Origin of the sequence: Oribacterium sp. oral taxon 078 str. F0263 (assembly GCF_000469565.1) — a bacterium.
GTDB lineage: Bacteria > Bacillota > Clostridia > Lachnospirales > Lachnospiraceae > Oribacterium.
This window is the reverse complement of sequence record NZ_KI273084.1, coordinates 99,095-123,460: the sequence shown is the minus strand read 5'-3', so window position 1 is coordinate 123,460 and position 24,366 is coordinate 99,095. Positions and strand designations below refer to the sequence as shown.

Sequence of the window (24,366 nt, the reverse complement as noted above, 5' to 3'; positions counted from 1 at the left end):
GAGCACCTCCTTTCTGACATATGTCATTAAATAAAATAGCATTGTTTCAGACATATGTCAAGAATAAGAGCATAGTCCTTCGACAAAATGAGGCAGGGGGGATCTCAGCGCCGCGGCTTTGCTCCTGATTCGCCTTGCGCATAAAGCGCATGGCTTTGGAGCTTGACACCGGATCGGCAGGGTTGTATAAGGAATCAAGCGAAGAGGAAGGAAGACATAGAAGAAGGAAGATATAGAAAAAAGAAAGAGATAGAAGGAGGAAGAGCATGATTACAGTCTATGGCATGCCGAGCTGTCCGGACTGCGAGACGGTGGAGAAGGAGATCCGAGGCAATGAAAATTTCCGCTTCGTGGACATCGGTTCCCATGTGGGAAAGATGAAGGAATTTCTCCGTCTTCGTGACAAGAACCCGGCATTTGATGAGGCAAAGAAGAATGGCTATATCGGGATTCCCTGCTTTTTGAGGGAGGATGGAAGCGTGACACTGAGTGCGGAGGATGTGGGACTTTAAGAGAGGACCGAAGAAAAAAGAAGTCTTCGCGGAGGCAGAGGCTTCTTTTTTGAAGAAAGGGAAGAAGTATGAATCTGATGGAGAAGATGGAGATCGGGGCGCAGCTGAAGCGCTTTCAGGAGAATCATCCGAAGGTGTCTCGCTTTTTGAAGCTTGAGTTTGGGCGAGGCCTTCCGGAGGGAACCGTGCTGGAGCTTCGTATAAAAAAGCCCGGGGAAAAGGAGCTGGTAAGCAATATGAAGCTTTGTCCGGATGATGTAAAGCTTCTGCAAAAGCTGCTCAGTGCGCATTGATATTCAGCTCTTCCTCGGAGACCCTGGAGTAGAGGATCTTCTGAGCAGAGTAGATGCCGTAGTTTCCGGAGAAGAGGTAGGTGATCGCGACGGCCATCAGGAAGTAGGAGGAGGCCTGGAAGCCGAACATCTCGCAGCTTATGAGGAGCGCCGCGATGGGGCAGTTGGTCACGCCGCAGAAGACGCAGGTCATGCCGATAGCGGAGAAGAGGCGGGGATCCATGCCGAAAAGGCAGGCGGCCGCATTTCCGAAGACCGCACCGATAAAGAGGGAGGGGACGATCTCACCTCCCTGGAAGCCTCCGGCGAGGGAGAGCGCGGTGAAGAGGATCTTCAGGAGAAAGGCGTAGGGAGCGGCGCGGAAGCCCTGGTCTACGACAGCGGAAACGATGGTGTGCATGCCGGTTCCGTTGTAGCTTTGGTCTCCGACGGCGAGGGTCAGGGAAAGGACGGCGAGACCCGCGAGGAGGCTCCGGAGATAGGCATTTTCCAGGTATTTATTCAGAAGGGCCTTGATCCGGTGCACACTCACACAGAAGAGTACACTCACCAGAGCGCAGAGAAAGGCAAAGAGAATCGTGAGAAGAGCGCTGTGAGCGCTGAAATCCGCCACTTCGTTTACGAGCATGGCGCTTTCTTTTGCTCCGAGAAATTCCGCGATCAGGTGGGCGGTCAGGGCGGAGACCACACAGGGGACGAAGGCGAAGTAGTAGATATTTCCGACGGTACTGATCTCCATCGCGAGCACGGCAGCTGCGAGGGGGGTGCCGAAGAGGGCGGAGAAGGCGGCGCTCATGCCGCACATTATGAGCTGCCTTCGGTCCTTATCCCGGAAATGAAAGATCCTTCCGAGGAGATTTCCAAGAGAGCCTCCCACCTGGAGAGCTGCACCCTCCCGACCGACGGAAGCGCCGAAGAGATGGGAGAGGATGGAGGAGAGGATGATGAGCGGGGCCATCTTCCCGGGGACGCGGTCTCCCGTCCGGATCGCCTCCAGGACGAGATTGGTCCCCTTGGGCTGCCTGACGCCGAGAAGCCGGTAGTAGAATACGATGGCGAGGCCGGCGAAGGGAAGGAAGAAGATCAGCCAGGGATGGGAGAGACGGAAGCCGGTGACGAAGACGATCGCATTCGCGAATTCTGCGGAGACCGCTCCGACGAAGATCCCGCATAGGATCCCAAACAGGATCCATTTGAGTCCCCGGAGATAGATCCGTCCGACATGCATGGCGTAATCCCGGTAAATCATAGCTGTCCTTTCTGTTTCCATTTCCATTCTTTGTCTCCTGCCGTCCTTTGTCCCGCCAGCCGGTTTGACGCGGAAGCATCTATCCCGGCTGCTGTATCCTATAGACTTATACTGTGGCCCGATGCGGAAGCTCTCATGTCGGCCGCCGCATTCTATGGACTTCTGTTCGCGGGAAATGTCCCGCCGGTCCGATGCGGGAGCTCTTATCCCGGCTGCTGTATCCTATGGACTTATGCCCGCGGGAAATTCCGGGACAAGGGCAGCCTGCCCGCGGATCAGCAGGGCAGGCTGTAAATAGCCGACGGAGAAAAGCCTGCTGGAAGCATAAGAGGAGGGCGTCAAGCCCTGGCAGAAGCAGTGCTTCTCTCCTTTTCCTCGACGGCGAGCCGGATGCAGCCCATGATGCCCTGGTCATCGTGAAGGCTCGCCGGGACGATATAGCTTGCGATATCGGAAAGCTCTTTTGTACGGAGGTAGCCGTTCAGCTGGGAGACGACCTGCCTTCGGATCATGGGAAAGAGCTGCTCCTGGTGCATGACGCCGCCTCCGAGGATGATCCGCTTCGGACTCAGGGAGAGGATCAGATTACAAAGTGCCTGCGCGATGTAGTAGGCTTCGATCTCCCAGGCCTTCTGATTGTCCGCGAGCTCTCTGCCTGTTCTGCCCCAGCGCTCCTCCAGCGCGGGCCCCGAGGCCATTCCCTCAAAGCAGTTTCCGTGGAAGGGACAGTGACCCGTATAGGGATCGTCCGGGTGCGGGATGAGGAGCATATGGCCGAGCTCCGGATGGAGCATGCCGTGGACGAGATTCCCTCCTGAGAGAATGCCGCCGCCGATACCCGTTCCGATCGTGAGATAGATGACATCACGGAGGCCCTTTGAGCTTCCGTAGCAAACCTCCCCGAGGAGAGAGCCGTTGACATCCGTGTCAAAACCGACCGGGACAGACAGAGCATCCCTCAGGGCCCCGACGATGTTATAGTTTTTCCATTTCAGCTTCGGCGTCGTTGTGATATAGCCATAGGTCTTGGAACCTCTGTCCAGGTCGATCGGCCCGAAGCAGGCGATGCCGAGCGCCTCGATCGGCCTCCCCCTGAAGTAGTCGATGATCTTTGGGATCGTGATGTCCGGTTCTATCGTCGGAATAGAAAGCTGTTCGTAAATCTTCCCATTCTCGTCACCCAAGGCGCAGATCATTTTCGTGCCGCCGGCTTCCAGTGCTCCATACAGCATAGATAACCTCCCCCATTTATGTATGCTCATACCCAGGCTTAATGCCCCTGTGCTCGCGAGTTTGCCTCGCATCTGTCTGCCCGACGGGGACAGATACACTTACTCAGTAGTATACCGGGAAAAGGTCAAAAAAATCAATCCTGAGTCGGAAAAAGCTTCAGATAAAGCTTCCGAGCATCGCGGCCTTTTTTCAAATAAACATAGCGATTTGTCTTAAGTTAAGAACAAACGGGTGAATTCTGCTAATTTATCTTCCGCTGAAGTATGAAAAAAGATGGATACTGCCGGTTTTAAGAGACTTGTTGAATGAAATGAAAGTCTTTATAATGATTACAGCGTTACAGCTCTTCCCTCCGCGCCGTGCTTGCACGGGTGCGGAGCGAAGAGCTGATGACGCGCCCCGTCATGAGCATGGAATGGGCGAAGCCCAGGGGAATGCGAATGGCGGGGAGCATGTCGAAAGCCGCGAAGCGGCGAAGACATGCGGAATCATTCCACAAGGTAGAGTGAGAAAGCATGCCGTGCTTGCACGGGTGCGGAGGGAAGAGCCGCAGCGGAAGGATTTTACGATGCGGAGAGAGATCGGCAGTGTCAGGGGGGAGAGCGGAGAAGCATCCTGTGTGTTCAGAGCAGGGGGCGGGATTTTTGCCTGTGCGGGAGGAGGGGAGAATGTTCGCTGATATAGAGCTGGAAAAGGAATTCAAGGAGCGCCTGGAGCGAAATTATGATGAGCTTAAGTGGCTGTACGCAGAGCTTTATCATAATGACGGCCAGGCTTTTGATTATTTTCTCACAATGCTCCATGAATTCTATCACTCCCGTCCGGAGGAGCTCAGGGAGCAGGACAGAGTAAGGGAGGAGCATCCGGACTGGTACAAGGGGAACGATATGCTGGGCATGCTCCTCTACACACGCTGCTTCGGCGAGACCTTGAACGGCGTCCGGGAAAAGCTCGATTATCTAAAGGAGAGCGGCGTCAATTATGTTCACCTGATGCCGCTTTTCGAGAGTCCGGAGGGGCGTTCGGACGGGGGCTATGCGGTCTCCGATTTCCGGAAGATCCAGCCGGAGCTTGGGAGCATGGAGGATCTCGCCGCACTCGCCTCTGACTGCCGAAAGAGGGGGATGAGCCTCTGCCTCGACTTTGTGATGAATCATACCTCGGAGGAGCATGAATGGGCTGTCCGCGCGCGAAACGGGGAGAAGGAATTCCAGGACCGCTACTTTTTCTTCGACAACTGGAATATCCCGAACGAGTTTGAGAAGACGGTTCCGCAGGTCTTTCCACAGACGGCGCCCGGGAATTTCACCTGGTGCGAGGCCGTGCAAAAGGTGGTCATGACGACCTTCTATCCCTATCAATGGGATTTAAATTATGCGAATCCCACGGTCTTTAATGATATGTGCTCCAATATGCTCTACCTATGCAATATCGGGGCGGATGTCTTCCGGCTGGATGCGGTGCCCTATATCTGGAAGAGGCTCGGCACAAACTGCAGAAATCTCCCGGAGGTCCATACGCTTGTACGCATCCTCCGGATGGCGACGGAGATCGTCTGCCCCGGGACCCTGCTTCTAGGGGAGGTCGTCATGGAGCCCTCGAAGGTCGTCCCCTATTTCGGGAGCAGAGGGAAGCCGGAGTGCCAGATGCTCTACAATGTCACCACGATGGCGAGTACCTGGCATACCGTCGCGACCAAGGACGTGCGGCTCTTAAAGCATCAGCTCGGGCAGGTTTTCTCTCTCCCGAAGGAGTATATTTTCTTAAATTATCTCCGCTGCCATGATGACATCGGCTGGGGGCTGGACTTTCCCTTCCTCGCGCAGTTCGGCGTGAGGGAGGTGGAGCACAAGAGATTTCTGAACCATTATTTCCTCGGGGATTTCCCGGGCTCGGACTCGAGGGGGGAGCTCTACAACGATGATCCGCGCCTCGGAGATGCGAGACTCTGCGGGACGACCGCCTCTCTCTGCGGCATCGAGGCCGCGGAATATGAGGGGAATGAGGAGAAGCTCGATAAGGCGATCCGCCTTGACATCATGCTGCACGCCTTTCTCCTGAGTCAGTCCGGTATCCCCGTGATCTACTCGGGGGATGAGATCGGGCAGAGAAATGATTACAGCTACCACGAGGATCCCCTCAAGTGGAGTGACTCCCGCTATCTGCACAGGGGGAAATTCCCCTGGGAGGAGGCAAAGCGCCGGAAGATGAAGGGGAGCCGGGAGGGGAGGATATTCCGGGCGATTCAGAGGCTTGTGAAGCTCCGCGAAAAGCACAGTGTCTTTGAGAGCGCGGCGGATGTCTGGATCCTGGAGTGCTGGAACGATCATGTCCTCGGGATCGGGCGCTATTACAAGGGGGAGAAGCTGCTGGCTCTCTTTAATTTCAGCGAGGAGGAGCAGACGGCCTGGATCAATGAGGTCGAGGATTATACGGACCTTCTGAGCCGGAAGAAATGCCCCGCAAAGGGCGTCAGTGTCCCGGGCTATGGATTTTTCTGGCTCTGCACGCGTTTCCGTTAGCAAAGAGGAATGGGGATTAGAGGAAAAAGAGGATGGGAAAGCTTATTTTTCTGGATATCGACGGCACGCTGGTTCCCGCAGGGACCAATGCTCCTCCCAAAAGCGCCGAGAGGGCGATCCGCCTGGCGCAGGAGAGGGGGCACCGGGTCTTTCTCTGCAGCGGGAGGAATCTCGGTATGCTGAGACCGCTGCTCCGATATCGCTTTGACGGTTATGTCGCAAGCTCCGGCGGCTATGTCGTCCTCGGGGAGGAGCTGCTCTACGACCATCCGATGAGCGAGGAACAGCTTCAGACAGCGCTGGACATTTTCCATAAAAACGGGGTCGTATGTACGATCGAGGGGAGAGATGGAAGCTTCTGTGATTCTGATCTGAAGAGTCTTCTCTCGGAGTCCGAGGAGGGAAATTCGGAGCTTCTCCGCTGGAAGAAGGCCGTATCCGAAAATCTCGGCATACGGCCGATGGAGGAATATGACGGTCAGCCGATCTATAAGATCGTACTGGCGGCCCGGGGCGTAGGACAGATCGAAGCCTGCCGTCCGCCGCTGGAGAGGGACTTCAACTTCATGATCCAGGATATCCCGGAGTACGGTTGTGTAAACGGCGAGATGGTAGACCGGGCCTTCGACAAGGGGAAGGGAATCATCCGGATCGCGGAGCGGCTCGGAAGCGCGCTCTCCGACACCATCGGCTTCGGGGACAGCAGGAACGATCTTGAGATGATGGAGGTCTGCGGCTTTTCCGTCTGTATGGGGAACGGCTCGGAACAGCTCAAGAAGTTCGCGGACTATGTCTGTCCGCCGGTCACGGAGGACGGACTCGCGGAGGCCTTCCGCAGGCTGGGGCTCACGGAATCCTGAAAAGCTTTTGAAAACGCGGCGCAGGAAGCCGGATAAGTCCCGGAAATGCGGATAAGAGGCGTTGGATAAGAGGCAGAGGAGATAGAAGGAAAGCAAAAGAAAAGAAAAGCGAAGAAAAAGAAAGGCAGAGGAAAAGCGGAAGAAAAACAGGGGTACAGGGAGGGGGAAGGCTATGGCACTGGATTACAGAAAATGCGCCAAGGAGATCGTCGATCACATCGGCGGAAGGGAAAATGTCGCGCAGGCGGCACACTGCGCCACCAGGCTTCGTCTGGTCATTAAGGACAACAGCAAGGTGGATAAGGCCTATCTGGAGGAGATCGAGGGCGTGAAGGGGCTCTTTGAGTCAAACGGTCAGCTCCAGGTCATCATCGGGACCGGCACGGTCAATAAGGTCTACGATGAATTTCTGGATATCACGGGTATGACCGCCGCGACGAAGGATGATGTAAAGAGCGCGGCGGCGGCGAGGATGCCGCTTTGGCGGAGGCTTTTGAAGCCGATCGGGGATGTCTTCGTCCCGATCCTCCCTGCGATCGTCGCCTCCGGCCTTATGATGGGAATCGTGGAGGCCCTTGGGAAGATCCCGGGGCTCGGTTTTGCGGGCTCCGACTGGTATCAGTTCCTCGATATGGTCGCAAATACCGCCTTTGCCTATCTCCCGGTCATCGTCGCGATCTCTGCGGCGAGGGTCTTCGGAGGCAATATATTCTTGGGAGCGGTCATCGGGCTCCTCATGATCCACTCCTCCCTGACAAATGGCTGGAACGCAGCGGACGGCTATAAGGTCTGGTACCTTTTCGGACATATCCAGATCAGCCCGGGCTATGTGCTGGGGCAGATCAATCAGCTCGGCTATCAGGGACATGTCATACCGGTTATCCTCTCGGTCTTTTTCATGTCGAAGCTGGAGCAGTGGCTGCATAAGAAGGTCCCGGAGATGCTGGACCTCTTTATCACGCCGCTTTGCACCGTGACGGTGACGGCCTTCCTCACCTTCATGGTGATCGGACCCATCTTTTCGAGTCTTGAGTCCCTCGTCTTAAAGGCGGCGGAGTTCCTGGTGCATAATCCGCTCGGGGCAATGCTGATGGGCGCGCTTTATCCGGTGACGGTCGTCATGGGACTTCACCACATGTACAATGTCATTGAGGCGGGCATGCTCTCCTCCGGGGGGCTCAATACCTGGATGCCGGTGGCGAGCGCGGCGAATTTCGCACAGTTTGGAGCCTGCCTTGCGGTCGGCATAAAGTCGGTGAAGCAAAAGACGAGGAGCATCGCGGTGCCCTCCTCCCTCTCCGCCTCTCTCGGCATCACGGAGCCCGCGATCTTCGGTGTGAACATGCGCTTCATGAAGCCCTTCGTCTGCGGCATGGTCGGAGGCGCGATCGGAGCGATCTTCGGTGCGCTCACCGGGATCGGGGCGACGGCCTACGGCGTCACGGGGCTCCCGGGATTTCTCACCATCGATAAGCCTCTGCTCTATGCGATCCTTCTTCTGATCTCCGGCGGTATCGCCTTTGCCGGGACCTGGGTCCTCTGGAGCGAGGAGGGGGAGAAGAAGGCAGAGAAGGAAGAAAGAGAAGAGAAGGAAGAAAAGAAAATGGAGGAGGCGGAGGCCGTGCTTTCGGCCGTCATGAGTACGGAGGCCGGAGAGATCTATTCGCCGCTTCGCGGGAAAATGGTCGCTCAGGAGGAGATTCCCGATGAAACCTTTGCGGCCGGCGTACTCGGGGGAGGCCTCGGCATCGAGCCGGAGGAGGAGACCGTCTATGCGCCCTTCGACGGGGAGATCTCCTCTGTCGCCGAGTCGAAGCACGCGATAGGAATCAGCGGAGCCGGGGAGATGGAGCTTCTGATCCACGTGGGGGTGGATACGGTCTCCATGAACGGGGAGGGCTTCGAGCCTCTCGTGAAGGAGGGGGATAAGGTCCGAAGGGGAGAGCCCATCCTCCGCTTTTCGAGGGAGAAGATCAAGGCCGCGGGGCACCCGGATCTGGTCGTCGTTTTGCTGACCAATTCGGATGACTATAAAGACTTCAAGCTGCTGGTATAGCGATGCTGTACCAAGAATAGGAGAAAAGGAGAAGAACATGAAGGAAATCAGCTATGTCATCAACGATCCGAACGGAATTCACGCGCGCCCGGCGGGGCTTCTCGTAAAGGCGCTGAAGGGCTTTGAGAGCTCTGTCACTGTCTTTAAGGGAGATAAGAGCGTGGACATGAAGAAGCTGCTCGCCCTCATGGGCATGGGCATCAAGCAGGGGGACAGCATCACGGTCCGGATCGAGGGAGCGGACGAGGAGAAGTGCGCGGAGGCACTTTTGAAGGAGCTGAAGGAGCGCTTCTAGGAAGGCGGGGATTTCTCCTCGGTCATTGACAGAGGCTTTTCTTGATTGCAGCGGGGTTTTCCGGGGAATTAGTAGGATTCCCCTGTCGAAGCTTTCGGTCTCTCTCGAAAAAGCATTGCAGAGGCCGGACTTTGGCAGAGGGATCCTGATCCCATCTTTTCGAGCTCGGACAGAGAGGAGCATTTTCATGCAGGTAGCAACGGGAAAAAGTGTGATGAATGGCATCGCCATCGGAAAAATCAAGGTTTACCGGGCTCCGGACCTGGAGATTCGAAACGAGCTTTCGGAGGACCCGGAGGGAGAGCTTGAGAAATTCGAAAGGGCGAGGGAGAAGGCGATTGAGCAGCAGAATCTTCTCTATGAGAAGGCCGTGGTTGACGCGGGGGAGGACAGCGCGGAGGTCTTTTCCGTCCATGCGATGATGCTGGAGGACGATGACCTTTTGGATGCGACGAAGGAGATCATTCTGAAGCAGAAGCACTGTGCGGAGTACGCGGTGAAGGTCGCCTTCGATAATCAGGCGAAGGTCTTTTCCGAGATGGAAGACCCCTATATGAAGGAAAGAGCCGCGGATATCTATGATATCGAGCAGGCCGTCCTGAATATCCTCTTCGGCGTCGATCCGGAGTCCATGCAGGGAAAGGAGCCCGCGATCCTCGCCGCGAGGGATCTGACGCCTTCGGAGACCGTCCGTCTCGATAAGTCCCTGCTCCTTGGCATCATCACAAAGCAGGGCTCTCTCAACAGCCATACCGCGATCCTCGCCCGCTCCATGGGGATCCCCGCCCTCGTGCAGTGCGATGCGGCTTCCGAGGAATGGGATGGGAAGGAAGCCATTATCGACGGATACAATTCCTGCGCCTATATCGAGCCGACTCCGGACCTTCGGAAGACGCTGAAGAAGAAGCAGGATGTCGACTTAAAGCAGCGGGCTCTTTTGCAGGAATTAAAGGGCAAGGAGAACACCACGATCGACGGGAGGACGATACAGGTCTATGCGAATATCGGGGGGCCATCCGACATCGGACTCGTGCAGCAAAACGATGCGGGCGGTGTGGGACTTTTCCGCTCGGAATTTGTCTATCTGAATTCCAAGGACTATCCGACGGAGGAGGAGCAGTTCCGGGCCTACCGCCATGCGGTGGAGACACTCGCCCCAAAGCGCGTCATCATCCGGACCTGTGATATCGGAGCGGATAAGCAGGTCGATTATATGAATATGCCGAAGGAGGACAATCCCGCCCTCGGCGTCCGCGCGATCCGGATCTGTCTTAGCAGGAGGGAATTTTTCAAGACGCAGCTCCGCGCCCTGCTCCGGGCCTCCGCTTTCGGGAACCTCGGCATCATGTTCCCGATGATTATCTCGAGGAGAGAGCTCCGGGAGTGCAAGGAGCTTCTTAGGGAGTGCACGGAGGAGCTCCTCGCAAAGGATATCCGGGTAGGAAGCTATGAGACCGGGATCATGGTGGAGACGCCTGCGGCTGTCATGATCGCGGATGAGCTCGCGGCGGAGTGCGATTTCCTGTCCATCGGGACGAATGATCTGACGCAGTATACCCTTGCGATTGACCGCCAGAACGCGGGCCTGGATCCCTTCCTGGACACCCATCATCCGGCGATCCTGAGAGAGATCCGGATGACGATCGAAGCGGGGCACCGCCACGGCGCCTGGGTCGGAATCTGCGGGGAGCTTGGGGCGGATCTCGCGCTGACGGAGACCTTCCTTCGCATGGGGATCGATGAGCTCTCCGTCAATCCGGTCTCCGTCCTTCCGCTTCGGAAGATCATCCGGGGCATCGACCTAAGCCGGGAAGCGGCAGAGGCAGAGCTCTAAAATGGAGCTGTAGGAGAGGGCTGCCGCGAATTTGAAGATTGGAACAGCCTGAAGCCGGACACGCCGGACGAGATAACGGGGAGGGAAGACGCATCGCTTCTGACAGCAGCGCAAAGGGTATACCAATATGGATGATCGCAAAGTGGCGCCGGAAGCATGAAGTAGGAAGCCAAATTATGAGCTCTTAATATAATCCTCCGGGATCTTTCCCAAAGGGATGGGCTCCTCTTATGAAAGACAGTTCAGATACAAGAACTGAAATCATAGGAGGAGCATTTTTTGTCCGGAAAAAGAAGAGCCATCGTTCGGAACGGAAGAAGGGAAAAATGCGGAAGTCTTTTCATGGGCGGGCAATCGGCAGGGTCTCTTGCGCTTGCTTTTTCGGGAAGAGAGATTTTTTGTGCGGCGCCTTATGGATAAATGATAAGAAGCTCTCCCGTTTTTTGGAGCCTTTCGAGGGAGGAGATAGATTTTTCTATGGAAAATCACAATAGATAGATGGAAATAAGAGTACATTTTTGACTCCATCTCTATTTTATGAGAGACAGAGATCTGGGACTGGGATTTCGACTCGGTATTTTTGTTTCGATCTCGAACATTTATCCATGGAATGGATACAATTTTCTATTCCATGAGCTGCGATTTCACCTATAAAATGAAGACAGTTTTCATTGCCTCCCGAAGGGGAGACGGCGTTCGGGAAAGCGGAGTGCGGATCGCCCATTGCGGGGGAAGTCCGGATTTCGGGAAGCCGGCACGATCCCCTTTGGAGGTGGAATTTCAGGATGGAGGAGAGATTATGAAAGTAAAGAGGTGGACGGCACTGGCGCTGTCGGCATGCATGGCGGCATCCCTTGCGGCCTGCGGCGGGTCCGGTGCGGGAGAGAGCGGCACAAAGGGAGCGGGGGAGACGAAGGAAGCCGGGGAGAGCACGGGAAAGTCGGATGCAAAGTCCGACGCCTCCGGGACGGAGCTCTCCGTCACGATCTGGGACAATAATCAGGAGCCGGGCATCAAGGAGATCCTCGCGGATTTCACCAAGGAGACCGGGATTCAGACGAAGATCTCCGTCGTGAAGTGGAATGAATACTGGACGATGCTGGAGGCCGGGGCGCAGGGAGGCTCCCTTCCCGATGTCTTCTGGATGCATTCCAACGAGTCCGAACGCTACATGTCAAACGATATGCTCCTGGATCTCACGGACAAAATCAAGGAGAGCGAGAAGATCAAGGTGGAGAATTACCCGGAGGACATCTGGGGACTTTATACCTATAAGGACCACTACTATGCGGTGCCGAAGGATGTCGATACCATCGCGCTTTGGTACAATAAAAAGCTTTTTGATGAGGCAGGCTTAGCCTATCCGACCGCGGACTGGACCTGGGATGATCTGACGGAGGCGGCGAAGAAGCTCACGAAGCCGGACGGGAGTCAGTACGGACTCGCCCTGAAGATGGACAATAACCAGGCGGGATATTATAACCTGGTCTACGATAAGGGCGGCTACATCATAAATGAGGACAAGACGAAGTCCGGCTGGGACGATCCGAAGACGATCGAGGGGATGAACATCCTCGCGGGCTGGCTGAAGGACGGCGTGATCCCCTCGGCGCAGACCCAGACGGAGAACGGAGAGGATGTGCTTTTGCAGTCCGGTAAGGTCGCGATGGCGCTGCAGGGCTCCTGGATGGTCGCGGCCTACCGGGACAATGAGTACACCGCGGAGAACTGTGATATCGTCGAGCTTCCGAAGGACGCTGTGACCGGGAGGAGGGTCTCGATCTACAACGGTCTCGGCTGGGTGGCCGCAAAGAACGGAAAGCACACGGAGGAGGCCTGGAAGCTCATCGAGTACCTGGGATCGGAGGAAGCGCAGAGGAAACAGGCGGAGCTTGGCATTACGATGTCCGCCTACAAGGGGACCTCGGATGCCTGGGCAAAATCCGCGAAATTTAACCTTCAGGCCTATCTCAATATGATGGATGATATGGTGATCCGCCCCTATTCGAAGAGCACCGTGACCTGGGAGACCGCGGATAATGAGATCATCACAAAGGTCTATACCGGAGAGCTCACGATGGAGGAGGCCTGTAAGAAGATGGCGGAGCAGATGAACGAAAAGCTTGCGGAGGAGAAGTAAGGCCTCCGGGAAGCTGGAAAAGCAGCGGAGCGGAGGGGAGAATCAAAGAATCCGCGGCCCGGGGCCGCGGAGGAGGGAGGCAGTATGGGAGAGAAACGGAGGGGACTGAGTCCCCGGGAGAGGAGCGAGTGGTTCTGGGGCTGGCTCTTTATCTTTCCGACGGTACTCGGACTTATCGTTCTGAATATCATTCCGATCTTTCAGACGATTTATCAGAGCTTTTTTAAGACCGGGGACTTCGGAAGGGGAAATATCTTTGTGGGGCTTAAGAATTATCAAAAGGTCTTTGGGGATCAGGAGATCTGGCAGGCGCTCGCAAATACCTTTCGCTACGCTGTCGTGGAGGTCCCCTTTTCCATCGCCCTCTCTCTCGTGCTCGCCGTCCTTCTGAACCGGAAGATGCGCGGAAGGTCCTTCTACCGGACGGTGATTTTTCTCCCCATGGTGGCCGCTCCCGCAGCGGTGGCTCTGGTCTGGAGATGGCTTTTCAACACGGAGTTCGGACTCATTAACCATGTCTTTAAGAGCAGCGTGAGCTGGATCTCCGATCCCGGGATCGCGATCTATTCTATCGCGGTGATCGGCATCTGGTCGATTCTTGGCTATAATATGGTGCTTTTTCTCGCGGGGCTCCAGGAGATTCCGCATGATTTCTATGAGGCGGCGGAGATCGACGGGGCGAGCGGAGTGGACAGCTTCTTCCATATCACGCTTCCCCTCCTCTCCCCGACGATCTTTTTCGTCATGATTACGAGAGTGATCGGCGCCCTGCAGGTCTTTGATCTTATCTACATGGTGATCGATGAGACGAGCCCGGCGCTCCCGAAGACAGAATCCCTAGTCTATCTCTTTTACCGCTATTCCTTTGTGAATAAAAATATGGGCTACGGCTCGACGATCGTGGTTCTTCTTCTCCTTGTGACGCTTCTCATCACGGTATTTCAGATGCTCGCGCAGAAGAAGTGGGTTTATTACGGCTAGGAGGGAATGATGGATACTCTGGAAGGAAAGAGAAATTTCACGAGGATTTTGGTGCATCTCATCCTGATCCTCGTCTCGATCACAATGCTCACGCCCTTTCTCTGGATGATTCTGACCGCCTTTAAGACAACGACGGAGGCGACCTCCGTGAATCCCTTTGTCATCCTCCCCTCCCGCTGGAGGACAGATGCATTTTCGGCGGTTATCACTTATATGGACTTCGGGAGGCTCTACTGGAATACGATCCTCATGATCTTTTTCCGGGTCCTGCTGGCCGTCGTGACCGCGAGCACGGCGGGCTATGCCTTTGCGAGGCTCCGCTTTCCGGGGAAGGAAATCTTCTTTTCGCTCGTTCTCTTTCAGATGATGGTGCCATCGCAGATTTTCATCATCCCGCAGTACCTGATGGTCGCGAAGCTCCATAAGCTGAATACGATTTTCGCCCTGGTCTTCCCGGGCATGGTGACGGCTTTCGGGACCTTTCTGCTCCGGCAGGGCTTTAAGAGCCTCCCGAGGGATCTGGAGGAGGCCGCGCGGCTGGACGGCTGCAATATCGGGCAGACCTTCCTCTATGTCATGATGCCGCTGACCCGATCCAGCATGGTGGCGCTCGGCATCTTCACCTCGGTCTTCGCCTTCAAGGATCTTTTCTGGCCGATGATCGTGAATACGGATAAGAATATGCTGGTGCTCTCCTCGGCGCTGGCAAAGATGCAGGGACAGTATGTCTCGAAGTTCCCGGAGCTGATGGCGGCATCTCTCATCGCCTGTGTTCCGATGATTGTCCTTTACGTCCTCTTTCAGAAGCAGTTCATCGAGGGAATCGCGACGAGCGGCGGGAAGCTGTGAGCGGATTTTCCCTTTAGATTTTCCCTTTATCAAGTCATCAAAGCAGGAGGAATGCCTTGAAGATCATATTTCACGAGGAGGAGGGGATTTTTCACCTCTCCAATGAGAAGCTCAGCTATATCATCCGGATCATGGAAAACGGGCAGCTGGAGCAGATTTATTTCGGAAAGCGGATCCACGACCGGGAGGGGCTCTCGCATTTTCACGAGGAGGCGCTCCGCTCTCAGATGAGCATCTGCATCCCGGAGCCGGGGAAGCTCTCTCTGAACTATACAAGGCAGGAGTACCCCGGCTACGGCAGCGGGGATTACCGTTCCCCGGCCTTTGTGATCCGGCAGGAGAACGGGAGCAGGGTCTCGGATTTTCGCTACCGTTCCCACGAGATTTTCCCGGGGAAGGAGTCGCTGCTTCCGCTCCCCGCGACCTATGTGGAGGATCCGGATGAGGCGCTTAGTCTGAAAATCACGCTTTTCGACGAGCTCACGGAGGCGGAGCTTTGCCTTAGCTATACGATCTACCGGGATTATCCGGTGATCACGAGGAATGCGCGTTTTCTCTCCCAGGGAAAGGGAAAGCTCTATCTGGAGAGAGCGCTCAGCATGAGCCTGGAGTTTCCCGATAAGGACTATCAGCTTTTACAGCTCTCCGGAGCCTGGGGGAGGGAGCGCTATGTGAAGAAGCGTCCCCTGGAGATGGGGCTTCAGGGGATACAGAGCCTAAACGGAACCTGCTCCGGCGCGGAGCAGAATCCCTTCCTCGCTCTTCTTCGGGGGAATGCGGATGAGTTTCAGGGGGAGGTCTACGGCTTCAGCCTCGTATACAGCGGAAATTTCCTCGCCCAGGCGGAGGTCTCGACCTTCGACCTCACAAGGCTCATGCTCGGCATTCACCCGGAGGGCTTTTGCTGGGAGCTCGGAGAGGAGGAGAGCTTTCAGACGCCGGAGGTGGTGCTGGTATACAGCGATCAGGGCTTAAACGGCATGAGCCGGAGCTTTCACCGCCTCTACCGGAAGCGCCTCATGCGGGGGAAGTGGAGAGATCTCCCGCGTCCGATCCTTTTAAATAACTGGGAGGCCACCTTCTTCGACTTCGATGAGGAGAAGATTCTCCGCATCGCGAAGAAGGCGAAGGAGGTCGGAGCGGAGCTCTTCGTGCTGGACGACGGCTGGTTCGGAAAGAGGAACAATGACTACCAGGGACTCGGGGACTGGCAGGCAAACCTGGAGAAGCTGCCGGACGGAATCGCCGGACTCTCCCGAAAGATCGAGGCCCTGGGCCTCCACTTCGGACTCTGGGTGGAGCTTGAGATGGTAAACAAGGACAGCGAGCTCTACCGCGCGCATCCGGACTGGCTGATCGGTGTGCCGGGCCGCTTTGAGTCCCACGCGAGGCATCAATACGTCCTGGACTTTTCCCGGCAGGAGGTCGTGGACTATCTCTATGAGGAGATTGCGAAGATTATACGGAGCTCCTTCCTCTCCTATATCAAGTGGGATATGAACCGCTATATGACAGAGCCGTACTCGAGGGCTCTTCCGGCGGAGAGGCAGGGAGAGATGATGCACCGCTACATCCTCGGTGTCTACCAGCTCTATCGGAGGCTGACGGAGGAATTTCCGGAGATCCTCTTTGAGTCCTGCGCCAGCGGAGGTGCGAGGTTTGACGCGGGGCTTATGTACTTTGCTCCTCAGACCTGGTGCAGCGATGATACGGACGCGGGGGAGCGGATGAAGATTCAGTACGGGACCTCCTATGTCTACCCGATTGTCAGTATGGGCTCCCATGTCTCCGCTGTCCCGAATATGCAGGTCTACCGGAGGACGCCGCTGGAGACCCGCGCCAATGTGGCATACTTCGGGACCTTCGGCTATGAGCTCGACCTGAATCTGCTCCCGGAGGAGGAGATCGAGGAGGTGAAGAAGCAGGTGCGCTTTATGAAGGAGCATCGGGAGCTTTTGCAGGTGGACGGGGACTTCTACCGCCTCAAAAATCCCTTTGAGGGGAATGAGACGGCGTGGATGGTGATCTCCCGGGATCAAAGGAGGGCGATCGCGGCCTATTATCAGAGGCTTAACTATGTGAACGCCTCCGCGATCCGACTCAGGCTGAGAGGCTTGAAGCCCGACAGTCTCTATGCACTAAGCTGTGATCTCTCCCCCTGTCTTTCGATGAGGAAGCCGATCTTCGGAGCGGAGTTTTCCCTTGAGGGGGAGGGACTTTGGAGCTACCGCGCCTATGGGGATGAGCTTATGGAGGCCGGAATCCCGATCAAAAGGGAGGATCTCAGCAGGAAGGGCGGAGACTTTGCATCACTTCTCTTTTTGATCCGGGAGGAGGGAGAATAGCTTTTTTATAAGGGAGGCAGCGCATGGGAAAGCTTCAGCCCGGCATCGTGCGCTCGGAGCGCTACCGGGTCCTAAACGATATTGAGGAGCGGGTGAATGATCTTCAGCTTGCCTATTGCGGGAGTGAGCAATGCGCCCCGGGACATCGCTTCGGCCCGAACCGGCGGGAGTGCTTCGTGCTCCATGTGGTGCGCTCCGGGGAGGGAAGGCTTTTACTGAACGGGGAGGAGTTCAGACTCGGGGAAGGCTTCGCCTTTGTTCTAAGGGCGCATCAGGAGGCGTGGTATGAGGCGGATCATGAGAGACCCTGGAATTACTTTTGGGTGGGCTTCAGCGGCGTAGATGCGGAGACCTGTGTGCGGAAGGCAGGCTTTCCGAAGGAGCGGCCCTTTCGTCCGGTCGGCTGCGCAGAAAAGCTCGGGGAGTATCTGGATGAGATGCTGGATGCGCATCAGCTGAATTTCTGGAATTCTCTCCGAAGGAATGCGAATCTCATGCTTTTTTTCTCGGAGCTGATACAGGATTATACGAGTACGCAGTCCCTCCGCCAAAGCTACAGCTATTCGAGCTCCTCCTATGTGAGATATGTCAAGGATTACATCGACCGCTACTATGAGAAGAAGCTCCGGATCGGAGCGATAGCGGAGTACATCGGGGTGAATCGAAGCTACCTGAGCAACAGCTTCCGGAGAGAGACCGGAGTCTCTCCCCAGGAGTATCTCATGGGCATCCGCATCCGGAGGGCCCAGACCCTCCTCCGGGAGAGCGGGCTCATGATCGCGGAGATCGCGCAGCAGGTCGGCTATCCGGACGCCCTCGCCTTTTCCCGAATTTTCCGTCAGAGAGTCGGACTCTCTCCGAGCGCCTATCGAAGGAGCGGACCGAGGCCGAGGCTTTGAGGGAAGAGCTTGACATACACCGTCTGTCGTAGTATATTGCTCTTGACGATATACTACGACAGGCGGTGTATTTTTATGTCTCTGGAGATGCGGGAGGGAGAGCGTGAAGAATATCAGCAGCGATATCATTCGCGGCTACAATGACACCATGATCTTATTCCTTCTCATAAGGGAGCCCTCCTATGGCTATGCGATTTCGAAACAGATCAGGGAGCTTTCCGGCGGAAAATATATCATAAAGGAGACAACCCTGTATTCTGCCTTTAATCGGATGGAGAAAAATGGCTATATCGAATCCTACCCCGGAGCGGCTGAAAATGGAAAGAAGAGGACCTACTACCGGATTACCGGAAAGGGGAGGGCGTATTATTTCGAAAAGTGCGAGGAATGGAAGCTCACAAAGGAGGTGCTGGAGAGCTTTACGGTGGATGTCCCGGCAGGCTGAGAGGAGCAAAGAAGAGAGCCGGGGCTTCTCCGTCCTTTTATTGTTTGTCCGCCGGGGGCAGAGCGTTTTTTCTCAGGCGGATTTCTGCCGGCGGAGAGCGCAGAGACGCATGGTTTCTGAGAGCGGAGGTTTTCGCAGGAGAGTCTTTGCGGGCGGCTTTTTCATGGGAGTCTTTACGGACCGCTGTCTGATGGGGAGGAGTCGGAGGAGAGGGAGGGAATCGGCATGGAGATCATTGAGAGCTATCTGGATTCGATGCTTGGAAAGCTGCCGGACACGCCGGAGCTCAGGAAGGCCAGAAATGAGCTTTTGCAGATGATGGAGGATAAGTTCGGGGAGCTGATCGGGGAGGGGAAGTCGGAGAACGAGGCAGCGGGCACCGTAATCGCAGAGTTTGGGAATCTGGAGGAGCTTGCGGAATCTCTGGGTCTTCGGGAGCTCCTGGGAAAGAGGGAGATTCCGAAAAATCCGGGGAGAGTGCTCAGCCTGGATGAGGCGGAACGCTGCCTCAGCGATTTTACGCTGCGCGCTGTTCTGGCGGGAATCGGGCTTATGTTCATCATTATAAGCCCGATGGCATTCTTCTTTTCGGATGAGCTTCCCCTCTCGGATTTTTCGGAGGACACGCTGGAAATGAGCTTTCTCTTTGTCCTCTCTGCGCTGGGAAGCGGCTTCTTGATCTATGCCTCCTTCCTGAAGAAGGACTGGGAATTTCTAAAGACCGATGCCTTATCTCTCGGAAAGGACGCCCTGGAGGGCCTGAGAGCGCGCTGGGAGAAGGATAAGACGGCGATCACGCTTTGTCACGCCGTCGGAATAGCGCTCCTGATCCTAAGTCCCCTGCCGGTCGTCACGGAGCTTCCGCGGGAAGGGTTCGAAATACCGCTTTTTTTGCTTCTTGTCGGAATCGGCGTCTTCCTCCTGATACTTGCAGCCGCCCGGAGGAAAATTTATAAGAGACTTTTTCGCCAAAGCGCCTGTGCCCCGGGGGAAGGCAGTGGAGGGACGGGGGAAGCGAAGAGCACATTCTCCCTGGAGCAGGGCTCTCCTGATGGGCGGGAGGGAGAAGCTTATGGAGCCCGCCGTGAGGAATCCGGGCACAGTCCGGAGCGGGCGGGTATGACGAGGACCGTGCTGTCCTGCTATTGGCAGACCATAGGCTGTATCTACCTTTGCTGGAGCTTTTTGAGCTTTGACTGGGGAAGAACATGGCTTATCTTCGTCGTCGGAGCGGCGCTCTTTCCGTTCCTTCGCATCATGGCGGATCGAGGCATTTAAAAGTCGGGCTGTCATTTTATGAAATGGGAGATATCTCAATGAGGAAAAGGACCTATCTGCTTCTTATCAGTGTTTTCACTGCGCTTTGCATCGCTGTCGGATGCTTCCTCCACATTTTTCGCAGGATGGGGAGCCGGGTCTGGGGGGCCTATATCAAAAAGGGCGATTCCCTCGAGGAGATCCGGGAGATCGAGGTCGATGCCGATCTTCTCAGCCTCGAAATTTCCGGGGAAGGGGAGGGATATGCGTATCAATACGAGGGCTATGAGAAACTCCTCCCGGAGCTCTCTTTGAAGGATGGCGTCCTCAGAGTGAGTCAGGAAACGGAAGAAGAGACCAGGACTTACTTTTCAAAGCCGAGGAGACGACAGAAGCTTCGCATCAGCTTGCCGGAGGATGCCGGGCTTTCCCGCGTCGATATCGAGGCGGACCTTGGCAATGTGGAGCTCCGATCGCTGAAGAGCGAAAACTTCTCCGCGGATCTCGACATGGGGAATCTGGAGATCACGGATTCCTCGCTCGGAGAGGCTCGGATCTCCTGTGATATGGGAAATGTGAAGGGGAGAGGACTTCTCTTTCAGAGCCTCTTTGCAGATCTTGATATGGGGAATCTGGATCTCGAGGCGAGGCAGAGGCTCGATGACTTCAAAATCGACGCGAGTGCGCAGCTCGGGCTTTTGGAAATCGACGGCCGCGCGAGAGGGGGAGAATTCCACCAGGACGGGAAAAAGGGAAGGATCCGCCTGGAATGCTCTATGGGCAGAATCCGTCTCAGCGGAGAGAGCGCGGAGGAAGAGGGAGAAACGAAGAATTAAAAGACAGGAAAAGGATTACTGGATTTCCGGGGATCTTTTCGGACGAGGGGATAATCATGGAGCTTATCCCCTCATCCGAGTATGCCGCATCATTCCGGCGCTTTTTACGGGAAAGCGCCTTTGGATGAGCGGCTTTTCTTTTATGGGAGGGCTCAGGCCTTTTCCGTCTCCTCCAGGCTCAGCTTTTTCATGATGACGTCTTCCATCGGGGCATCCTGAAAGCCGGTCGGCGTATTTGCGATGCGGTCCACCTCGTCCATACCTTCGATCACCGATCCGAAGGCCGCGTACTCTCCGTCCAGGTGGGGGGCGTCCGCGTGCATGATGAAGAACTGGGAGCCTGCGGAATCCGGGTCCATCGCTCTCGCCATGGAGATGACACCGCGCACGTGCTTTAAGTCATTGGGCACCCCGTTGGAGCGGAACTCCCCCTTTATGCTCCAGCCCGGGCCGCCGCAGCCGTTTCCCTTGGGATCCCCTCCCTGGATCATGAAGCCGGGGATGATGCGGTGAAAGCAGAGTCCGTCATAGAAGCCGGATTTCACAAGCTTTAAGAAATTCTCGACGGTGATCGGAGCCTTGTCCGGATAGAGCTCCAGACGGATCGTCTTTCCGTCATCCATCAGGATGCTGACAATAGGATTCGCCATAAAATTCCTTCCTTTCCTTTTTAAAACAGTGTGCAGTCTGCCTCTTTGGGACAGAAAATATTGTAGCAGTTTATCCCGCGATCTGGCAAGTAAGCGAAAAAGAGCAGGAGAGCATCGGCGCCGGATGGGTTTTCTATTCGGATTTAAGGCCTGAGAGCGGATCGGCCGGAGGGCGGACCGGGGCCTCGCCGGTCTAAGAAGCCGGATAAGCCTTCGTTTAAGGAATGAATATCATGCATGAATAAGGCCTCCGAGCGGAGTAAAAAGGGCCGTGCTTTGTTCTTTTTCTGGTAATCCTATTATTTTACTGGGAAATACCTTGCGCAAAATCTCTCCTCAGGGTATAATCCGATTCCACAGGCAGGAGAACCTGTTCCGATAATGGGAAGATAGATTAAGGAAGGGGATTTGACTTGGCGCAGCTTCCGCGTTTTGGAAAAGCGCGGTGCGGGAGGATAAAATTATGGCTGATTTATTGAATGTGAAGGATCTATGTGTATCCGTGGAGGAAAAGGGAATCCTGCACGGGATCAATCTTTCGGTGAAGAGGGGAGAGACCCATGTCCTCATGGGGCCAAACGGCGCGGGGAAGTCGACGCTCGGGAATGCGATCATGGGGAATCCGCGCTATACGGTAGAGAGCGGGAAGATCCTCTTCGAGGGAGAGGATATCACGGAGGAGGCCGTGGACAAACGGGCCCGGCGGGGGATCTACCTCTCCTTCCAGAATCCGCTGGAGGTGCCGGGCGTCACGCTCGGGAATTTCATCCGAAGCGCCATGGAGCAAAGGAGCGGAAAGCGGATTCGTCTCTGGGATTTCAAAAAGGAGATGAAGAAGGCTCTGGAGCTTCTCCATATGGATCCCTCCTACGCCGAGCGGGACCTCAATGTGGGATTCTCCGGCGGGGAGAAGAAGAAGGCGGAAATCCTTCAGCTCCTCATGCTGAAGCCCGCCCTCGCGATTTTGGATGAAACGGATTCCGGCCTCGACGTAGACGCGGTGCGGACGGTGTCGGAGGGTGTGGAGGAGTACCAAAAATCCATGGACGGCGCCCTCATCATCATCACACATGCCACGAGAATTCTGGAATCCCTGAAGGTCGACCGGACGCATATCATCGTAAACGGACGCATGGAAGACGAAGGGGACGCCTCCCTCGTGGGCAAAATCAACCAAGAAGGATTTGAGAGATACATGACTCCAGTGTCCAAAGTCTGATCCCGCGCCGTGCTTGCACGAGCGCGGTGGGAAGACTTTGCGACACGCCCCCTTCATGAGCATGAAGCGGACGATAGGGCGCGGGAATGCGAATGAAGGGAAGCATGGCGGGAGCCGGTGAACGGCGGAGCCATGCGGAGTCATGGCAGAAGCAGTGGGGGTCTGATCCCGCGCCGTGCTTGCACGGGCGCGGTGAGAAGACTTTGTGACACGCCCCCTTCATGAGCATGAAGCGGACGATAGGGCGCGGGAATGCGAATGAAGGGAAGCATGGCGGGAGCCGGTGAACGGCGGAGCCATGCGGAGTCATGGCAGAAGCAGCGGGGTGTTTTTCCCCGCGCCGTGCTTGCACGGGCGCGAAGAAAAGATCCGTATGCGGGTTGAGAGGATTGCAGGAGCTGCCGGACTTTATCCCCGAAGGAGAGCGGGAAAGTCCGTGCCGGAGAGAGCAGAGGTATAGTGATGGCAAGGGAAAGAACCGAAGTGAACGATATCGATCGTTCCATTTATGATTTCCGCTATGAGGAGAAGGACTCCGACTTTTATAAGATCAAGGAGGGGCTGGACCGGGAGATCGTAGAGGAGATCTCAGAGAAGAAGAAGGATCCTGCGTGGATGCGGGACTTCCGTCTTCGCTCCCTGGAGATCTACAATGAGAAGAGCATTCCGACCTGGGGTCCCCCCATCGACGGATTGGATATGAAGAATATCGTGACCTATGTCAAGCCGAAGACGAAGATGACGGCGGACTGGGATGAGGTGCCGAAGGATATCAAGGAAACCTTCGATAAGCTCGGCATCCCGCAGGCGGAGCGGAAGAGTCTCGCCGGTGTGGGAGCGCAGTATGATTCGGAGCTGGTCTACCATAATCTCCAGGAGGAGGCCGCGTCCAAGGGTGTCGTATACACGGATCTTGAGTCCGCCCTGCACGGGCCCTACGCGAAGATGATCGAGGAGCATTTCATGCATCTCGTGCCGCCGACAGATCATAAGTTCGCCGCGCTCCACGGGGCGGTCTGGTCCGGGGGATCCTTTGTCTATGTCCCAAAGGGGGTCTCTGTGGAGATTCCTCTTCAGTCCTATTTCCGGCTGAACGCGCCGGGCGCGGGGCAGTTTGAGCATACGCTGATCATCGTGGATGAGGGGGCCTACCTCCATTTTATCGAGGGCTGTTCCGCCCCGAAATATAATATTGCGAACCTGCACGCGGGCTGCGTGGAGCTCTTTGTCGGGAAGAATGCGCATCTTCGCTATTCCACCATTGAGAACTGGTCGAAGAACATGTACAATCTGAATACAAAGCGGGCGATCGTCGCGGAGGGCGGCACGATGGAGTGGGTTTCCGGCTCCTTCGGCTCCCATGTATCCTACCTCTATCCGATGACGATTCTGAACGGGAAGGGGGCAAAGTCCGAGTTCACCGGCGTGACCTTCGCGGGGCACGGGCAGAATCTCGATACCGGGGCGAAGATGGTGCATAATGCGGAGGATACCAGCTCCTATATCAATACCCGCTCGATCTCAAAGGACGGAGGAGTCTCGACCTACCGCTCCTCTGTCGTGATCGGGAGGAATGCGAAAAACGCGAAGTCCGCGGTTTCCTGCCAGTCCCTCATGCTGGATTCGGACTCCCGCTCGGATACGATACCGGCGATGGATGTCAGGACGCAGCAGGCGGATGTCGGGCATGAGGCGCGGATCGGAAGGATCTCCGATGACGCTGTCTTCTATCTGATGTCCCGCGGTCTCTCCGAGGAGGACGCGAGGGCGATGATCGTGAGCGGCTTCGCGGATACCGTGTCCAAGGAGCTTCCTCTGGAGTATGCGGTGGAGATGAATAATCTGATCCGCCTCGAGATGGTCGGAGCGATCGGCTGAGGGAAAGGAGCGA

Annotated in this window: 20 protein-coding genes; 17 read left to right on the top strand and 3 right to left on the bottom strand. The window is 55.9% G+C overall.

What is annotated here, in order from left to right; translation table 11 throughout:
* Positions 1–266 precede the first annotated feature (266 nt).
* Both HMPREF1986_RS01615 and HMPREF1986_RS01610 read left to right on the top strand, forming a co-directional pair.
* Positions 267–512, top strand: a complete 246-nt coding sequence (locus HMPREF1986_RS01615; RefSeq protein WP_021772976.1) for a hypothetical protein — start codon at positions 267–269, stop codon at positions 510–512.
* A 68-nt stretch (positions 513–580) separates the two neighbouring features.
* A complete protein-coding gene (locus tag HMPREF1986_RS01610) occupies positions 581–805 on the top strand; it encodes a hypothetical protein (RefSeq protein WP_021772975.1) in 225 nt (74 codons plus the stop codon).
* Here HMPREF1986_RS01610 and HMPREF1986_RS01605 read toward each other — a convergent pair.
* On the bottom strand, positions 792–2,081 hold the full coding sequence (locus HMPREF1986_RS01605; protein WP_021772974.1) for a chloride channel protein: 1,290 nt from the start codon (positions 2,079–2,081) through the stop codon (positions 792–794). The two genes, HMPREF1986_RS01610 and HMPREF1986_RS01605, sit on opposite strands and share 14 nt — an antisense overlap.
* Positions 2,082–2,392: 311 nt before the next feature.
* The gene (locus tag HMPREF1986_RS01600) at positions 2,393–3,286 is read right to left on the bottom strand and encodes an ROK family protein (RefSeq protein ID WP_036598749.1); all 894 of its coding nucleotides are present in this window, start codon (positions 3,284–3,286) and stop codon (positions 2,393–2,395) included.
* A 669-nt stretch (positions 3,287–3,955) separates the two neighbouring features.
* Between HMPREF1986_RS01600 and HMPREF1986_RS01590 the strand changes: the two genes are divergently transcribed.
* From HMPREF1986_RS01590 to HMPREF1986_RS01530, 13 genes are all read left to right on the top strand, one after another.
* Positions 3,956–5,809 carry an alpha-amylase family glycosyl hydrolase gene (locus HMPREF1986_RS01590; protein ID WP_021772970.1) on the top strand — a complete coding sequence of 618 codons (1,854 nt, stop codon included), beginning with the start codon at positions 3,956–3,958 and terminating at the stop codon, positions 5,807–5,809.
* 32 nt (positions 5,810–5,841) lie between these two features.
* Positions 5,842–6,669 carry a Cof-type HAD-IIB family hydrolase gene (locus tag HMPREF1986_RS01585; protein ID WP_021772969.1) on the top strand — a complete coding sequence of 276 codons (828 nt, stop codon included), beginning with the start codon at positions 5,842–5,844 and terminating at the stop codon, positions 6,667–6,669.
* Between the two features lie 172 nt (positions 6,670–6,841).
* Positions 6,842–8,725 carry a PTS beta-glucoside transporter subunit IIBCA gene (locus HMPREF1986_RS01580; protein WP_021772968.1) on the top strand — a complete coding sequence of 628 codons (1,884 nt, stop codon included), beginning with the start codon at positions 6,842–6,844 and terminating at the stop codon, positions 8,723–8,725.
* A gap of 37 nt (positions 8,726–8,762) precedes the next feature.
* Positions 8,763–9,020, top strand: coding sequence for an HPr family phosphocarrier protein (locus HMPREF1986_RS01575; protein ID WP_021772967.1), 258 nt, complete (start codon positions 8,763–8,765; stop codon positions 9,018–9,020).
* 187 nt (positions 9,021–9,207) lie between these two features.
* Positions 9,208–10,854, top strand: a complete 1,647-nt coding sequence (gene ptsP / locus HMPREF1986_RS01570; RefSeq protein ID WP_036598805.1) for a phosphoenolpyruvate--protein phosphotransferase — start codon at positions 9,208–9,210, stop codon at positions 10,852–10,854.
* 799 nt (positions 10,855–11,653) lie between these two features.
* Positions 11,654–12,994, top strand: coding sequence for an ABC transporter substrate-binding protein (locus HMPREF1986_RS01565; protein ID WP_036598803.1), 1,341 nt, complete (start codon positions 11,654–11,656; stop codon positions 12,992–12,994).
* Positions 12,995–13,078: 84 nt separating this feature from the next.
* Entirely contained in the window at positions 13,079–13,975 is an 897-nt protein-coding gene (locus tag HMPREF1986_RS01560; RefSeq protein ID WP_021772962.1) for a carbohydrate ABC transporter permease, read from the top strand.
* Between the two features lie 9 nt (positions 13,976–13,984).
* Positions 13,985–14,824, top strand: coding sequence for a carbohydrate ABC transporter permease (locus HMPREF1986_RS01555; RefSeq protein ID WP_036598743.1), 840 nt, complete (start codon positions 13,985–13,987; stop codon positions 14,822–14,824).
* 56 nt (positions 14,825–14,880) lie between these two features.
* Positions 14,881–17,169, top strand: coding sequence for an alpha-galactosidase (locus tag HMPREF1986_RS01550; RefSeq protein WP_021772960.1), 2,289 nt, complete (start codon positions 14,881–14,883; stop codon positions 17,167–17,169).
* 23 nt (positions 17,170–17,192) lie between these two features.
* Positions 17,193–18,068: an AraC family transcriptional regulator gene (locus HMPREF1986_RS01545; RefSeq protein WP_021772959.1), complete on the top strand. Its 876-nt coding sequence runs from the start codon at positions 17,193–17,195 to the stop codon at positions 18,066–18,068.
* A 103-nt stretch (positions 18,069–18,171) separates the two neighbouring features.
* Entirely contained in the window at positions 18,172–18,513 is a 342-nt protein-coding gene (locus HMPREF1986_RS01540; protein WP_009215167.1) for a PadR family transcriptional regulator, read from the top strand.
* A gap of 225 nt (positions 18,514–18,738) precedes the next feature.
* Entirely contained in the window at positions 18,739–19,791 is a 1,053-nt protein-coding gene (locus HMPREF1986_RS01535) for a permease prefix domain 1-containing protein (protein ID WP_021772957.1), read from the top strand.
* A 38-nt stretch (positions 19,792–19,829) separates the two neighbouring features.
* Positions 19,830–20,606 (top strand): DUF4097 family beta strand repeat-containing protein, encoded by a 777-nt coding sequence (locus HMPREF1986_RS01530; protein ID WP_036598740.1) that lies wholly within the window; start codon positions 19,830–19,832, stop codon positions 20,604–20,606.
* A gap of 152 nt (positions 20,607–20,758) precedes the next feature.
* Here HMPREF1986_RS01530 and HMPREF1986_RS01525 read toward each other — a convergent pair whose 3' ends face one another.
* Complete coding sequence (locus tag HMPREF1986_RS01525) at positions 20,759–21,256, bottom strand: peptidylprolyl isomerase (protein ID WP_021772955.1); 498 nt, start codon at positions 21,254–21,256, stop codon at positions 20,759–20,761.
* 463 nt (positions 21,257–21,719) lie between these two features.
* On the opposite strand from HMPREF1986_RS01525, the gene sufC reads away from it, so the two are divergent.
* Together sufC and sufB are read left to right on the top strand one after the other, a co-directional pair.
* The gene (gene sufC, locus HMPREF1986_RS01520; RefSeq protein ID WP_021772954.1) at positions 21,720–22,475 is read left to right on the top strand and encodes a Fe-S cluster assembly ATPase SufC; all 756 of its coding nucleotides are present in this window, start codon (positions 21,720–21,722) and stop codon (positions 22,473–22,475) included.
* A 462-nt stretch (positions 22,476–22,937) separates the two neighbouring features.
* The gene (gene sufB / locus HMPREF1986_RS01515) at positions 22,938–24,353 is read left to right on the top strand and encodes a Fe-S cluster assembly protein SufB (RefSeq protein ID WP_021772952.1); all 1,416 of its coding nucleotides are present in this window, start codon (positions 22,938–22,940) and stop codon (positions 24,351–24,353) included.
* Positions 24,354–24,366 lie beyond the last annotated feature (13 nt).